Annotated in this window: 16 protein-coding genes; 10 read left to right on the top strand and 6 right to left on the bottom strand. The window is 45.6% G+C overall.

The window, feature by feature from the left end; all coding sequences use genetic code 11:
- Positions 1-16: 16 nt before the first annotated feature.
- Both P8S55_RS03985 and P8S55_RS03980 read right to left on the bottom strand, forming a co-directional pair.
- The gene (locus tag P8S55_RS03985; RefSeq protein ID WP_289224988.1) at positions 17-1078 is read right to left on the bottom strand and encodes a ChuX/HutX family heme-like substrate-binding protein; all 1062 of its coding nucleotides are present in this window, start codon (positions 1076-1078) and stop codon (positions 17-19) included.
- A complete protein-coding gene (locus P8S55_RS03980; protein ID WP_289224987.1) occupies positions 1079-1624 on the bottom strand; it encodes a HugZ family pyridoxamine 5'-phosphate oxidase in 546 nt (181 codons plus the stop codon). It abuts the gene before it with no gap.
- Between the two features lie 177 nt (positions 1625-1801).
- Between P8S55_RS03980 and P8S55_RS03975 the strand changes: the two genes are divergently transcribed.
- Genes P8S55_RS03975 through P8S55_RS03960 form a run of 4 tightly spaced genes read left to right on the top strand, consistent with a single transcriptional unit; the run spans position 1802 to position 5415 of the window.
- The gene (locus P8S55_RS03975) at positions 1802-2560 is read left to right on the top strand and encodes a DUF6662 family protein (RefSeq protein WP_289224986.1); all 759 of its coding nucleotides are present in this window, start codon (positions 1802-1804) and stop codon (positions 2558-2560) included.
- Positions 2561-2586: 26 nt separating this feature from the next.
- Positions 2587-3558, top strand: a complete 972-nt coding sequence (locus P8S55_RS03970; RefSeq protein WP_289224985.1) for a heme/hemin ABC transporter substrate-binding protein — start codon at positions 2587-2589, stop codon at positions 3556-3558.
- Positions 3559-3561: 3 nt separating this feature from the next.
- Positions 3562-4593: a FecCD family ABC transporter permease gene (locus tag P8S55_RS03965; protein WP_289224984.1), complete on the top strand. Its 1032-nt coding sequence runs from the start codon at positions 3562-3564 to the stop codon at positions 4591-4593.
- Positions 4594-4614: 21 nt separating this feature from the next.
- On the top strand, positions 4615-5415 hold the full coding sequence (locus P8S55_RS03960) for a heme ABC transporter ATP-binding protein (protein WP_289224983.1): 801 nt from the start codon (positions 4615-4617) through the stop codon (positions 5413-5415).
- Positions 5416-5448: 33 nt separating this feature from the next.
- Here the strand turns inward: P8S55_RS03960 and P8S55_RS03955 are convergent, their stop codons facing one another.
- From P8S55_RS03955 to P8S55_RS03940, 4 genes are all read right to left on the bottom strand, one after another.
- Positions 5449-6381, bottom strand: a complete 933-nt coding sequence (locus P8S55_RS03955; protein WP_289224982.1) for a DNA/RNA non-specific endonuclease — start codon at positions 6379-6381, stop codon at positions 5449-5451.
- 107 nt (positions 6382-6488) lie between these two features.
- Positions 6489-7118, bottom strand: a complete 630-nt coding sequence (locus P8S55_RS03950; RefSeq protein WP_289224981.1) for a rhodanese-like domain-containing protein — start codon at positions 7116-7118, stop codon at positions 6489-6491.
- Positions 7119-7196: 78 nt separating this feature from the next.
- Positions 7197-7997, bottom strand: a complete 801-nt coding sequence (locus tag P8S55_RS03945; RefSeq protein WP_289224980.1) for a methyltransferase domain-containing protein — start codon at positions 7995-7997, stop codon at positions 7197-7199.
- Positions 7994-9271, bottom strand: a complete 1278-nt coding sequence (locus P8S55_RS03940; RefSeq protein WP_289224979.1) for a putative bifunctional diguanylate cyclase/phosphodiesterase — start codon at positions 9269-9271, stop codon at positions 7994-7996. Before P8S55_RS03940 ends, P8S55_RS03945 begins: the two co-directional genes overlap by 4 nt.
- A gap of 320 nt (positions 9272-9591) precedes the next feature.
- Between P8S55_RS03940 and P8S55_RS03935 the strand changes: the two genes are divergently transcribed.
- From P8S55_RS03935 to P8S55_RS03910, 6 genes are all read left to right on the top strand, one after another.
- Positions 9592-9843, top strand: coding sequence for a hypothetical protein (locus P8S55_RS03935; RefSeq protein WP_289224978.1), 252 nt, complete (start codon positions 9592-9594; stop codon positions 9841-9843).
- 45 nt (positions 9844-9888) lie between these two features.
- Entirely contained in the window at positions 9889-11940 is a 2052-nt protein-coding gene (locus tag P8S55_RS03930; protein WP_289224977.1) for a TonB-dependent receptor family protein, read from the top strand.
- A gap of 112 nt (positions 11941-12052) precedes the next feature.
- On the top strand, positions 12053-12565 hold the full coding sequence (locus tag P8S55_RS03925; RefSeq protein ID WP_289224976.1) for a ferritin: 513 nt from the start codon (positions 12053-12055) through the stop codon (positions 12563-12565).
- Positions 12566-13160: 595 nt separating this feature from the next.
- On the top strand, positions 13161-13508 hold the full coding sequence (locus tag P8S55_RS03920; RefSeq protein ID WP_289224975.1) for a hypothetical protein: 348 nt from the start codon (positions 13161-13163) through the stop codon (positions 13506-13508).
- The gene (locus P8S55_RS03915; RefSeq protein ID WP_289225307.1) at positions 13492-14253 is read left to right on the top strand and encodes a TonB-dependent receptor plug domain-containing protein; all 762 of its coding nucleotides are present in this window, start codon (positions 13492-13494) and stop codon (positions 14251-14253) included. The genes P8S55_RS03920 and P8S55_RS03915 overlap by 17 nt, the downstream gene beginning before the upstream one ends.
- Positions 14254-14261: 8 nt before the next feature.
- Positions 14262-14498: a hypothetical protein gene (locus tag P8S55_RS03910; protein WP_289224974.1), complete on the top strand. Its 237-nt coding sequence runs from the start codon at positions 14262-14264 to the stop codon at positions 14496-14498.
- Positions 14499-14533: the final 35 nt, after the last annotated feature.

Below are 14533 nucleotides of genomic sequence, written 5' to 3'. Positions count from 1 at the left end.
ACTACTGGGCGTTGTTTTAAACTAATGACAAGACGAGTTCCTGCCATTTTTGGCTCAAAGTCGTCTCCTTTTTTGCTTCGGGTTTCAGATAGATAAACATCACGACCTCTCCTTGTTGATTAAAGAATTCAACCGAATAGGTGGCTTGTGCTGTTTGGTCGCTATCAGTGGGTTTAAGGTGTTTTTTAACCCACCAGGCCTGGTTAATGCCTGCCAGACTCATGTGTAAATCAAAGCCTGGATCAAGCACATTAAACCAAGGGCCGGTTTCCAATAGTTTATGCACATGCCCGGTAAAAATTTGGGTAGCACAGCGATTGGATACAAAAATCATCAGTGGAATGGCGCCTTCAGCCGCTTGGGTAAACAAGGATTTGAGCGCATTTTCTCCTAATTTTTGTGCATCCTCCTTTGAGAGTAACGAATAAGCCTGTAAGCGAGTCAGCCCGAACTCATTTAACAAGGCATTCACGCGGTGCGCATCATGAAGATTGCGCCATGCCTGCTGAAAAGTCTGGCTGTCGACCTGAGTTGAATCAACCTTTGTTGACTCGCTAAGGTTTGGTGTTTCGCAGGTCGCAGGGTCAAGTAACCTTGGCATGGCATCGGTTAAACAAAATTGTACGACAAGTTCATTAAATAGACGAGGGCGGGTCAGCTCGGTAGCATAGATTTTATGCGCAGCTATACCTTGTTTATCAAAAAACTGTAGGCTGTGCCGACCCTTTTCTTCGACCGCAAACCCCAAAGCCCATTCACTGACCTTTAAGCGCAGGTTAATGTCGTTGTTAACTAGAAGAATCGCACCCTCGTGGACTTGAGGTTTTTGATAAATGCCTTTGCGCTCGATCACCACCTCGTTATTACGTGTTAGCGCCATCAGCTCGCCAAGGGCTTCGAGTTGATTAAAGAGCTCTTCAAGGCGGGTCATATCCAGCATTTTGACCGAATCACCCAGTGAAAGCGCCACATACTGCGCTTCGCTAATTCCCATTTTCTCAGCGGCATTGCGTGCACGAACCGGCTGTTTGCTTTGAAGTAATGCCTGCTTTTGTAGTATCAGCTCATCAAGTTGCATTTATGCGCTCCTTGTGGGCTTGTCATCATCTTCAAGTTTAGATTGACCATGGCCACGATCATTCATGTGGCGTACTTCGTTTAATAGGTCGCCGCTTAATTCATAAGCCTGAGCGAAACCGCGTACAAAATTTCCTGTTATTGTCGTTAGCTCAAACAGGTGAAAATCTTGCAGGTTACGTAGGTTTTTAGCGGTTTCACCTAGGTGCTCACCATAGGCGTCCATAATATTATCCCAACCCTCAGAATCGCGGGCAATATGTCTCGCTTGCGTTTTAAGTGTCGCGCGTTTGCGTGCAAATATATTGTCTGCTTCAGATTCATCTTCGATGAACAAGAGCGTTAGGTTTTTGTTTTCAAGCAGGTTGTGGGTGTGTTTCGCCAGCTCAGATACATAAATATAAAACTTGCCGTCGTTTCTCAGTACAGGCGCATAACTGGCCTCGGCTTCGAGGGCGGCATTGAGCGTGCCAAGAATCACGGTTTTGCGTTGATTGATAAACTTTTCAAAATCTTTAAATACAGATTGTAGCGGTAAAGTATCCATCTTTATCTCCTTGATTGGTGCGTTGCTTGGGTTTCATTTTAACGATTAATATGAGGCAATTAAAGCGATAATTATAAATAAAAATAATTTGCATTAACCCCTTGACATGAATCATATATGTAATGATAATGATTGGCAACATCTTTTGTTAGAAAATTATTTAGGGTTTATTTAACTATGCACCAACATGCACAGCGTTCCTACTGGCCACTCCTTGCGTTGACGGCGGTTATGATCGGTTGGTCTGCCTCTAGTTTGGCACAGGATGCGTGTATCCAGTCGTCCTGCTTGTCTGCGATACAGGTGGTGAGCACAACCAAAACCGAGCGAAGTCTGGCGGATGTACCGGTGAGAACAGAAGTTGTCTCGGCAGCACAAGTTGAGCGTACTCATGCAAAAGATTTAAACGAAGCGCTGAAATATGTGCCGGGTTTACAGCTTCGCCCGATTCATGGCAAATCGGGTTATGGTATTTGGCTGCAAGGCTTGGATGCGAATCGTGTGCTGGTACTGGTAGATGGTCATCCTGTGTCGGCCAGTACGGGTTCAGCTGTTGATACCACGCAGGTCGCGGTAGATGGTCGAGTGCAGTGGGTCAATAATGCGCAGCTTGAAGTTGAGCGTGATGGCAGTGATGCAGCGATGACTACGCGCTTGCGTTCAGCGCTGAGTTATAAGCTTAATTCGAATTGGACGGCGGGTATCGAGGGTTTTTGGGATTATGAGGTGATTAAAGAAGAGGTTGAGTGGGAGTTTGATCATTGGGATTTGTTTGCAGGGCCGATGATCGCGTATAACGATAAAACCTGGCGTGCAGCCTTTACATTAATGCCCCAGATAATGGGTTCTGATGAGCGTGATACGGGTAAAACAGGTTTGCATTTGGCAGACCATGAAAAACTCAATGCGCGTCTGGTGGTTGCAAGGAAGTTTTAATATAAATCATGCAAGGAGCACTGGCTATGTTGCGTATTAAAAAACGGCGTGTTCACAACCATACCCCCATGGGCATAAAGGCCTGGTTGGTTTTAGCGGGGTTTTTGGGTTTGGTTTTGCTGATGGGGTTTGGGCATAAAGCCAAAGCTGCTGAACGTATTGTGACGATTGATGGTTCGGTGACAGAAATCGTGTTTGCGCTGGGTTTTGGAGATCAGGTAGTGGGGCGCGATATTACCAGCCGTTATCCGCAAGCCGTGAATGATTTGCCGGATGTCGGTTATATGCGCCAATTAACCGTGGAGGGAGTGTTGTCCTTGGCGCCAACTTTGATTATCGCAACCAGCGATGCTAAGCCGAGCAAAACCCTGGAGCGTTTACAGGCATCGGGGGTGCGGGTAGAAATTATTGAAAATACGCCAACGCTTGAAGGCATTTTGTTTAAAGTAGAGCGAATTGCGGCGGTGTTAGGCGTGCCTGAAAAAGGGGCGCAATTAAACCTAACGATTAAGCACGACTTTGAGCAGGCGTTGGCACAGATTGAGCAACAACAAGCAGGCCTGCTTGCTAAACCACAGGGCATCTTTGTCTTGTCAGTGCGAAATGGTAATTTATCGGTGGCGGGGCAAGGTAGTCGTGCAAATGAACTTTTAAAAATGATTGGCGTTAATAACCCGGTTGAGATGCAGATTCATAATTACCAACTGCTATCAGCGGAAGCGGCCATCAATATCAACCCAGATTTTATCTTTATGTTGGAACAGGGTGTGAGTATGTCGGGTGGGCAACAAGCTGTGCTCAATAACCCGGTGTTAAAGCACACGCGGGCATTTGAACAGCAGCGTTTGATTATTATGCCCAATGATGCCTTGAGTTTTGGTCCAAGATTGGGTCAAATGGTGACCCAGGTTTTTCAACAGTGGCAGCAGGAGTCGATGATGACACCAACAGCAAACAAAAACTTCATTCAACGCGTCAACCACCAACCAGAAGGCTAAGCCGTGAGATTGATTAAGTGTGCACCTTGTGGTTTGTCGGTTTTGTTGGTGGTGATGCTGCTGATGGCGGTGGTGTCGATGACGATTGGCGCGATACAAATTGGCTGGTTGGATGTGGTGTTGTCCTTGTTTGGATGGTCAGAAAATCCGCAGTGGGTTTGGGTGGTGCAAGAGATACGCTTGCCTCGTGTGATTTTAGGTGTGTTGGTCGGCGCAGGCCTGGCGGTAGCAGGGGCGTCGATGCAAGGTCTGTTTCGCAATCCTTTGGCTGACCCAGGCCTGGTGGGCGTTTCAACCGGCGCGGCTTTAGCGGCGGTATCGGTGATCGTGTTGGGTTCTACTTATTTAGCTGGCTGGACGGCGATGACCGGTTATTATGCGGTGCCGATTGCGGCGTTTTTAGGTGGCTTAGCGGTGACTTGGTTGATTTACCAAATTGCCACCAAGGATGGTCGTACCGATGTCGCGCTGATGTTATTAGCGGGGATAGCGATTAATGCGATTGCTGGTGCGGCGACCGGGGTGTTGACCTATTATTCAACCGATGAAGCCTTGCGCAGCCTGACCTTTTGGACAATGGGTTCGTTGGCGAGCGCAACCTGGACAGATGTGTTGGTGTCGGGGGTGCCGATTTTATTAGCCCTAGTCTTGTTACCCTATTTTGCCTTAACCCTGAACGCATTTTTAATGGGTGAGCGGGTGAGTGAGCATATGGGGTTTAATGTCAAGCTCGCCAAACGTGCGATTATTGTACTGACGGCTTTGAGTGTTGGCGCGGCGGTGGCCGTTAGTGGGGTGATTGGGTTTGTTGGGCTGGTAGCGCCGCATTTAGTGCGTTTGCTGCTCGGACCGGATCATCGTTGGGTGTTGCCAGGCAGCGCGTTAATGGGGGCGATTTTAGTGATTTTATCAGACTCAATTGCGCGAATTATTGTCGCTCCTGCTGAGCTGCCCATCGGACTGGTGATGGCGGCGATTGGCGGGCCGTTCTTCTTGGCCTTGTTATTGCAGCGCCGTAATCGTGTTGGTTTTTAAGTCAAACTTTTGGGGAAAGTGATGATTTCAGTAGAAGATTTTAACCTTACCCTAAGTGGCAAAGCCATATTACGCGCGATCTCGGTTGAGATAAAAGCGGGTGAGTTGTTTGTCATTCTTGGGCCGAATGGTGCGGGTAAATCGAGTTTGTTAAAGGTGTTAGCTGGCGAAATGGAGGCCTATAAATCGGCGGTGGAGTTTCAGGGTCGTGCGCTGTCTAGTTATTCACCAAGAGAGTTGGCGATGCGACGCGCGGTGATGCCCCAAGCGGTGCATTTGGACTTTGGGTTTTTGGCCGAAGAAGTGGTCAGCATGGCGGTGTTGCATGCCAGCAAAGCCGAAAGCCAGCAACGGGTGCAACAGGCCTTAAACCTATTTGATGTGGTGCATTTGAGCGAACGTAATTATTTAACCTTATCGGGTGGTGAGCAGCAGCGGGTGCAATTGGCTCGGGTGGTGGTGCAAATTTTGCACGCGGCGCAACAGGCCAAACAGTCTGGCGGATTGCCGCCGTTATTGTTGCTTGATGAATGTACCTCTAGCCTGGATTTAGCTCACCAACAACAGGTTTTTCAGGTATTGCATCGCTTGGCGAAAGACTATGACATGGCGGTGGTCGCGGTGTTGCATGATTTAAATCTCGCCTCACAATATGCAGATCGTGCGTTGTTATTGTCGCAAGGCAAAACTTATCAGCAAGGACCGGTGCATCAAGTGCTGACCCAGCATACGATTGAAACCGTCTATCAAACGCGGGTTGAGGTGATTGAACGCGAAGGGCGTTGGCCGGTGATTGTGCCCACCGGCATGAAGTCATCCTAGACTCGAATGCTGGCTATGCTGTTTAATAGAGCGTTAATAGCGCGCACGTTGATTGGCGATTCGACTGTTGAATTGCCAACTTTGTGGGTCAATTAGCGTTTCAATATAGGCCTCAACGGCATCATCGAGTTTATGAAAAAAATCTAATCCCGTTTGCTGCTCAATATCACGAACACTGACAAGAAAACTACTCAAGTCTTCATTGCCATTCACATTTTGCGGCATGATAAATGCCAAGACCTTTGGCGGTTCATTGGGATCGTCTGCCTCGCGAATAAAAATTTTGTAGAAGGCTTTAGGAATGGCGATCATTTTATAGCCCGGAAGAAAGTCGGGTTTTTCATCAAAAATCGGCCCAGTGACGACCCAAAAAGGCCCCAAATTGTCAGAAAAGTGATTGGCCGCAATTTCTTCTAGTCGTTGCCAAGCACGACGATTAAGATTGGGGCGTTGGGGGGTAATATTGGTCATAGAAAAGGTTTCATGTTGTGCATTTTGACCATAACGTGTGGCAATCACATGATTAGGGGCCATATGTCCGCGATCGTAACCTGTGCCGGTGTAGTCATCATGATTAACACAGGGGAAGTGCAACCAGCAGCGCAGACTGCGCCAGTCATGTTGAAATCGGTCTGGGCGCGGTAGGCGCTGCAGGGTATCTGGCTTTGGCAGAACCTGGTATTTTACCCAAAGAGGATTGCCTAGAATTTCCGAATAACCCACCATAAAGGCTTCGTTTCGAATGACGCGCGTAGTAAGTTCCATTTTCCAATCTTGGTGTTTTGGAAGGCCTTCAAAAGCCATCGCGGGTCGGGCAACTACTACTTCGTAGCTATACCAGCCCCCGCCAATAATAGCAACAATTAGCATGATTTGTAATTTAGTTTTCAGCCCGCTTTTTTTAAAAGGGCTGGCAGAAACCGCTGATTTTTTAGGTTGTTTACGCCAAAATTTAAGTATCGACATGTTTTTTCCTGTAACAGAGTTTGAAATGGACTCTATTATAAATCTGAAGTGGTATTTAGGCATAAAAAAGTGGCTTTAATGCGGCTTAAGGTGGGATTAGCAAACGCTTAGTATTGAACACCGTAGGTTTTAAAATAAACCTTGTCGGCTTGAATGTCGTAGGTCCAAGGCAGATTGGCATTTTTCCAACCATTGACTAAACGGAACCCTTTTTTATCGCCTTCTCTAACCGTACCCCCTTCAAAGCCACCGAGTAGTAAATAGACGTTTTTGTAGCCGTATTGATGTAGTACATTAGCCATGGGTGCGGCACGTTCAGATGCCGAACGGCACATTATAATAATTTTACTTTCATTATCACCGTCTAAATCGGCTAGTTTTTCTTCAAAATCACTAATCCAGTTAGGGTGAGGAACGGGCATATAGCGTGGCATATTTTGGTGCGTGTCCATTTGGGAATAATCAAACATCACCGAAGGTAACATAATGTTTGTTAAAGGGGTGTAGCCGACAAACATCCATTCTTCAGGCGTGCGCACATCAACAAAAATAACACGTTCATCCTGAGTAACCATGTCGTAGGCTTGTTGTGGAGTGACATAAAGGCCTTGTGGGATTTGATGGTTTTCGTTTTTGGGGGCCGGTGACGGTGAGTGGGGTAAGGCGTTCGCGTTGACAACCGATGTGGTGGCCATAGAGGCGGCGAGCAATCCAGCATAAATCCAATTCGTTTTCATAGGTTTATTCCTTTTGTAAGGTGTGAGGCGAGAGCAATCGAACTTTATTATATTAGTATTTTCTAATATGTAAATAATTTATTGGTGGCGTTTTGCTAGAAGATGAATATAACGTCCCATATCCCGATAAGTTGGGGTGCGGCAATATTGGTATTCCAACGCCATCAGTTCATCAAGGTCACTTTTAGCTAGAATGTCAGGTTGGAGGTAGTCGTGGAAAACGCGAATACCCGTATGGACTTCAATATCAAAGCCCCATTCCGCTAACCAGGCCTGCACCTCGTGAGGATAATGAGGGTTGGGCGGAGTGAGTTTTTTTCCGGTACCGATATAGGCATCATCTAATAGCATTTTCCAACGCCATTCACCCTTAAGCATATTGGTATAAACCAGCGTATTACGATTGTAGAAAAGCAGTGATAAATAACCGCCAGGTTTGACCTTGTCGGCGACGACTTTTAAGGTGTCTTTGGGTTGAGCTAACCATTCCAGAACCGCGTGAAATAAAACCAGATCAAACGCTGGAAGACTGAGGGCTAGGGTTTGCGCTGGGCCTTGGATAAAATGAGCGTTAAGCGCTGCTTGGTCAAAGTTTTTGCGCGCGCGATGGAGCATGTTTTTTGATAAATCAGATAGGGTAAGCTGGTGGCCTGACTGTGCAAGCCATTGGCTTATTTGACCCAAACCGCAACCGGCATCCCAAATACTCAAGGCTTCAAGCCTAGTCGTAGCCGTATCCAGGCCTGGTTGTTTCACGTGAAACCTTTCAAGGTCTTCTTTAAGGAGTTTGATACGCCACTCGCCCTTGAGTGTGCCATAAACTTTTTGCTCAAATTTATTAACCAGGCGGTCAAAATTTCTATCCTGGGTTACTTTCATTGCTTACATACACTCTGTTCAAACTCATCTAGCGGTTGCGGGCGTCCAAACAGATAACCCTGATAGAAACGACAGCCCAAGGAGGCTAAAAGGGTTTGTTGTTCTTCCCGCTCAACCCCTTCGGCAATGACATTAAAGTTTAATTCATTGGAAAGCGCCACAATCATTTTTACAATTGAGACATCATTACTATTGACCGAAATATCGCATACAAAACTCTGGTCGATTTTAAGCTGATCTAAAGGCAAGCGTTTTAGGTAACTAAGTGACGAATAACCTGTGCCAAAATCATCCAGTGAAAACTGAATACCAAGCAGTTTGAGTTCGGACATTTTTTGCATCACTTGGTCGATATTCGCGACAAACAGCGATTCGGTCAGCTCGAGTTTAAGGCGATTAGCCGGCGCTTGGGTTGTTTTTAAAACCTCAATGACCCGGTCAACAAAATCAGCTTGGTAGAATTGATGGGCGCTGACATTTACAGCTAAGGTGAGTTCAGAAAGCAGTGGTTTAGTTTGCCATAGCTGTAGGGTTTGGCAGGCGGTGGTTAAAACCCATTGGCCAATGGGCAAAATTAATCCGGTTTCTTCAGCCATAGGTAAAAAGTCGAGCGGACTAATCAAGCCGCGCTTTGGATGACGCCAGCGAATCAGGGCTTCAGCACCAATAATGTTTTTATACTCATCGACCTGCGGCTGATAAAAAAGAAAAAATGCTTGGTCTAGTACTGCGGTGCGTAAATCCTTTTCGAGCCAAGTGCGTGCGGTGACCTGCGCCAACATATCAGCATGGAAAATCCGACAGGTGTTTTTACCACTTAATCGGCCAATAAAATGATCCTTGCTATAGCGAGCTGTTAGGCGTTTTGTGACGGATTGTAATAACTTATCGCCAAAAACATGTCCTAGGGTGTCGTTCCAAAGTTTAAAGTTATCTATATCAAAAAGAATTAAACCGGATGTCTGATTCTTGTCATGATTAGCCTGTTCGTTCAGGGTTTTATTAACTAAGTGCCGATTAGGCAGACCTGTTAAGCCATCATAAAGCGCCAAACGACGAATGTTTTCATGTGCCACATCGAGTTTTAATTGATGGCGCCAAGCGAATAAAAACCCAAGTAAACCAATAAACCATACGATTAAATGCGTTAGCCCCATTTCGATTTGACGCTTTGTGGACTGCGCAAGACTATAAAAGTTATAGGCTAGTGACGCTATAACTAAACTCGTCCAAAGGAGGATGCTAAGCCATAGTTTTTTTGTTGAAGATTTCATGGTATTAGGCTCTAACCAATAGCTAGTTATCATTCTAACACTCTAGCTGTTTGTGCAAAGCTTCAATTTAAATTTTAGTTGTTAAAACCAGCGACTTGGTTGCTGTTTAATCGCTGTTTAATTCTTGTGTAGTAATGGATCTCAAATTAATAGCTATTTGCATTTGACAAGTTATTCTTGTTTAGCTATGATGAAATCCAATTGATAGTTATTATCAATACTGTTTGTTTTAATATGATTTAGCCTAGTTAATAGTGTTCATTAATCGATTAACAGGCCGAGTTTTTTTACAAGGGTAAGGTTAGCGCGCAGGAATGGTTATGCAAACTTCGACAATCAATCTGGCACTCTCCGAAAACAAGTTGATTGAGCTATTTCGTTTGGGCGTATTGTGTGCAGCGGATCTACATTGTCTAGATACCGTAAGCCGCGATAAAGTCCAGCGAATTTGTTTGCAAACCTGCGCTAAAGCTTTATGTCATCAATGTGATTGTAAAGCCTGCCCGATGCAATTCGTTAAACCCCAACCCAAGCAAATTAAATGGCTTACTCAACCCGATTTGGTTGAGTAAGCCAGAAAGCAAAAATAACGAAACTAAGTTAACTGAGGAAGCGCAATGTCAAAAAATAAATTTGTAGTCAAAACCCTAGTCATCAGCATGGCCGCCGCGATGGCCACGCCAGTATTGGCCGACTCTAAACAGTTACCGCGTATTGATGTAGTTGGTCAAGGGTACGATGCGGTTACAAAACAACCGGGTGCGGTATCGATTGTGACCAAAGAAGACATTCAACGAGCACAACCCCGTTCAACTGAAGATGTCCTCCGCCGTGTACCTGGTGTGCATGTGAAAGGTGAGGAAGAAACCGCCGTCGTTGTTAACGTCGGTATTCGTGGTTTACCCGCATCGGATTATAAAACCTTGGTTTTAGAAGATGGTGTGCCGATTCAACCAGGTATTTTTGTCGGCAATGCGCGTTATTACAACCCACGAATTCAGCGTATGGAAAGAGTTGAAGTACATAAAGGCGCAACGCACCGCTATGGCCCAAACACCATCGGTGGCGTGATAAATTACATCACCAAAACGCCCGAAGATGGCTTTGCTGTTTCTGGTAAGGTCGGTAGTTGGAACACGCGTGAAGGCACACTAGAGATTGGTGGCAGCAATACGGCTGGTGATGCATTTTTTGGCTTGATCTATACCAAAGCGGATAGCGATGGCTTCCAAAACAAAGGCTACAAAATGGATGACCTGATGATTAAGGCGGGCACAGCCATCGGTGATGATCAAATGATCAGCGTTAAATTTAGCCAGTACAGCAACGATGCCAATATTTCGTATCGTGGTTTATTTCCTGATGCTTACAAAGCCGGTGCAAGATTCAATCCGGCACCCGATGATTATTACATAACAGAGCGGACGGCGTTTGATATTAACCATCAATGGGATATCAGCAATGACATGAAGCTTCAAACCTTGGTTTATTGGAGTGGAATGAGCCGTGAATATTGGCGTTTTGGATTAGAAAACCAAGGCAGAACAACAAATAGTGCTGGTCAAACTATTTGGAAATACAACGATACCGTTCAAGGTAATAATCGCTCATTTGAACGTAAAGGTCTTGATACAAGATTATCGTTTAATCATGATAGTCTAGGGATTAAAAATCAAGCTGAGTTGGGCGTGACTTTAATGAACGAGGAAATGAAGGATGTCAGGGTACTGGCTAATAGAGCAACCCCCCGTTCGGGTGTGACCTCTAGAAATCGCTTGGATTCAGCCGACAGCCTTGCTATTTATGGACAAAACCGATTTGAATTGACGGACCGTTTAGCGATTACAGCTGGTTTAAGGATGGAAACCTATGAGCAGCGTCGCAACGATTTACAAACTGAAGCATCTACCGACAAATTCTCTAATACCGAGTTTATGCCTGGGATGGGCGCAACCTATCAATTAGTTCCTGAAGTGCAGTTGTACGCCAGTGTATATCGGGCATTTTCTCCACCACTTGTTGGCAGTGTAATCGGTTCGGATGATACGCCAACAGAAGCTGAAAAATCGGTCAATATTGAGTTGGGCGCGCGTGGTGCAGCTAACAATTTCACCTATGAGTTAACGGCCTTCCAAATGGATTTTTCAAACCAAGTAGACCCGGGTATTTCGGATATCAAAGCACCGAATGAGGGCAGTGCACTGGTGCAAGGCCTTGAAGCAGCACTTGGATATGACTTCAGAAACGGTTTTACCATTGATACCAATTTAACCTGGGTTCCAACCGCTAAGTATCGCGAGGATCGTGGTTCTGGTGGCGCTGAAAAAGGCAATCGTTTTGAAAACTCGCCTGAAATCACCGCAAATTTAGCCTTGGGTTATGCAGTGGGAGCAATGCAAACTGCATTATTGGTACATCACACCGGTGAGTTTTTCGGAAATGCGGCAAATGTAGAGGCGCTGACCGTGGATTCTGATGGTAATTGGGGCGGTAAAGTGGCTGCGTTTACCACGGCTGATTTAACCGCTAACTTCAATGTAAACAAGCAGTTCAATGTGTTCGGTGCAGTCAAAAACCTAACCGACGAGCGTTATATCGCGGGTTTACGCCAGGGGATTTATGCCGGTCCATCCCGTTCGTTTGAATTGGGCGCGCGTTACAAGTTCTAATTTTAACCACTTTTGCTGTGGCTCGGAATATTTGATTTGATACTCCGAGTCACGTTTTTCATTTACAATGGATAAGTGGCCTTACAGCCAACACTCATTTAAGGAGAAAACCATGTTAAAACCAGAAATGATTGCAAAATTGAATGAACAGATTACCGCTGAAATGTATGCGTCGAATTTGTATTTACAAATGTCGGCTTGGTGTGAAGCGCAGGGCTTGTCAGGCGCAGCGGCTTTTTTCCGTCAACACGTGCCGGAAGAGCTGGCACACCGTGATAGATTTATTGATTATTTGATTGAGTGTAACGCGCCAGTCACTGTTGGCACGGTGGCCGCGCCACCTACCGAGTTTAAAAACCTAGTCGATGTGATTAACAAGGCGTTTGAGCATGAGCTGAAAGTGACCGCGTTGATTAATGCCATGGCCGAAATGGCGTTGGATTTTAAAGATTTCAATACCTTTAACATGTTGCAGTACTTTATTGCCGAACAGCGTGAAGAAGAAGTCTTGTTCCGTGGCATTTTGGATCAAGTCAAACTGGTGGCGTTTAAAGGCGAAACCGGTGAGGCGATGTATTTAATTAACCAGTATCTTCAACGTTTGTCGACAACGTCAAAACATTAAGATTTAACGTTATAGAATATAAAAAACCGAGCTTGTCTCGGTTTTTTTGTGTCTATTAATCCGGTTAACGACCAGGCCTGGTTGTAAATAATAGTTAAAATAAATGAAAATAGTTATTGATTAGATTAGCTGTATGTGTATAATAGAAATCGTGATCAAGTAGTCAGCTTTATTATTTGGAGTTAGGTTATCGCCTGTTACTCTCGTTCCCACGCTGAGCGTGGGAACGCCAAGCAGGTGGTTCTCGTTGCCAAGCAGGTGGGCGCTCCCACGCACAGCATGGGAGCGAGATTTGTGTTACTTTCCCCCTGTGTCAGAATAGTTGTCGCTTTTAGTATACGAGACAGGTAAGCGAATTACTCTCGTTTACTCTCGTTCCCACGCTGAGCGTGGGAATGCCAAGCAGGTGGTTTTACTCTCGTTCCCACGCTGAGCGTGGGAATGCCAAGCAGGTGGTTCTTGTTTTATTGTTTTATCGCTTTATCGCTTTATTGTTTTTTTCATGTCTCTTTAGTCCTTAACTCGGCAGCCTTTTGGCTGCCTTTTTTTTATCAGACAATTAGTTTTTTATTAACTAAGTTTTTGAGGTATTCCTATGTGTTTAACGTTTCGTTTAAAACCGATTGCCGCGCTTTATGGTTCGGATGCCTTGGGTGGCGTGATTAATATCATCACTAAAAACCCGCAAGATGGTGCAGAGTCGAGCATTACTGTCAGCGGTGGCACGAGCCATAAGGGTGAGGCCTGCCAAATGCAGGTTGAAGCAGATGTACGTGGTCGTGCTGGCGCAACAGGTTATAGCGCTTGGTTGAGTGCGCAAAAACGTGAGCGTTATACTGAAAGCGAAACCGCTAATATTCGGGTAAGGCAGGCCGGTGAGAAGCCTGGGCCGTCGGAATTGACAGGCGCAGATGCGTTTGAGTTTGATGCAAGAAACGCGTGAATCAACGGGGATTGCCAATGTGTATAGGTCAAATTTTACCAATCCTGGCAATGGACAAAAAATTCGGGTGCAAAATGTGCCCTTCCAGCAGTCGCTAAATAACGAACGCGTTGAAATAGGTGTCGGCGCAAACATAGCTTTAACCGAGCAGCTTCAGCTTGAGTGGCAGTCGGATTTGTCCTATTACAAAAAACAAGATGAAATTACCAGTCTGCTTTGGCAGGAGTTGGGTTACGCCAGTCAATCCGACTCGGCGGGTTTAACGGGTGAAGTCAAGGTTTACATTCAACAACACAGCGTGAACACGACTTGGTCACCAGCTGAAGGGCATCGCATGTTAACTGGGTTAGAGTATTTTGAAGACAAGCGCGATGCGGCAGTTTTTGAAGCATCTGGCAAGATGACCACGAAAACGCTGGATAACAAATCGGCTTTTGCGCAATATGAATGGCAAGTATCCGAGCCTTGGGCGATTATTGGTGGGATGCGTTATGACGATACTTCAAGTGGTGGGGATGCAACAACCGCTAACTTAGGAACCGTCTACCAATTTAATCCGATGGCGAATTTACGCGTTCGCTATGCACAGGGTTTCCGTGCGCCCGACAGTCAAGAAGTGTCCATCAATAGATTTAACCCTCAAGGAGCTCGATTCAAAAGACAAAGAAACCAATCAACGCTTGGAGTACACGCCGGACTTAACCGCGCGCCTGAGTGCGAATTATCAAATAAACACCGAGTCTAAAAACCCGGATGGCTATTGAGCATGTCGGTAATCAGCGCTATAGCACAACAGCACAGGGTCAAACCACCTACCAAAATGCCGATGCCTATAGGGTTGTTAATGTAAACCTCAATTATGTGCCGACTCAATGGCAACAAGCCGAAGTGTTTGGTGGGGTGAAAAATTTATTCAATACCCAGGTAGATAAGGTGCTAGGTTCTGACCCGGGGCCGTTTGTGCATGCCGGTGTGCGTGTTTATTTTTAATCTAATTAAGATGTTAGCGCACCTCATTTAAGGTG

This window comes from Thiomicrospira sp. R3 (genome assembly GCF_029581415.1).
GTDB lineage: Bacteria > Pseudomonadota > Gammaproteobacteria > Thiomicrospirales > Thiomicrospiraceae > Thiomicrospira.
Note: the sequence above shows the minus strand (reverse complement) of the source record. Positions and strands in the feature narration are given on the sequence as shown.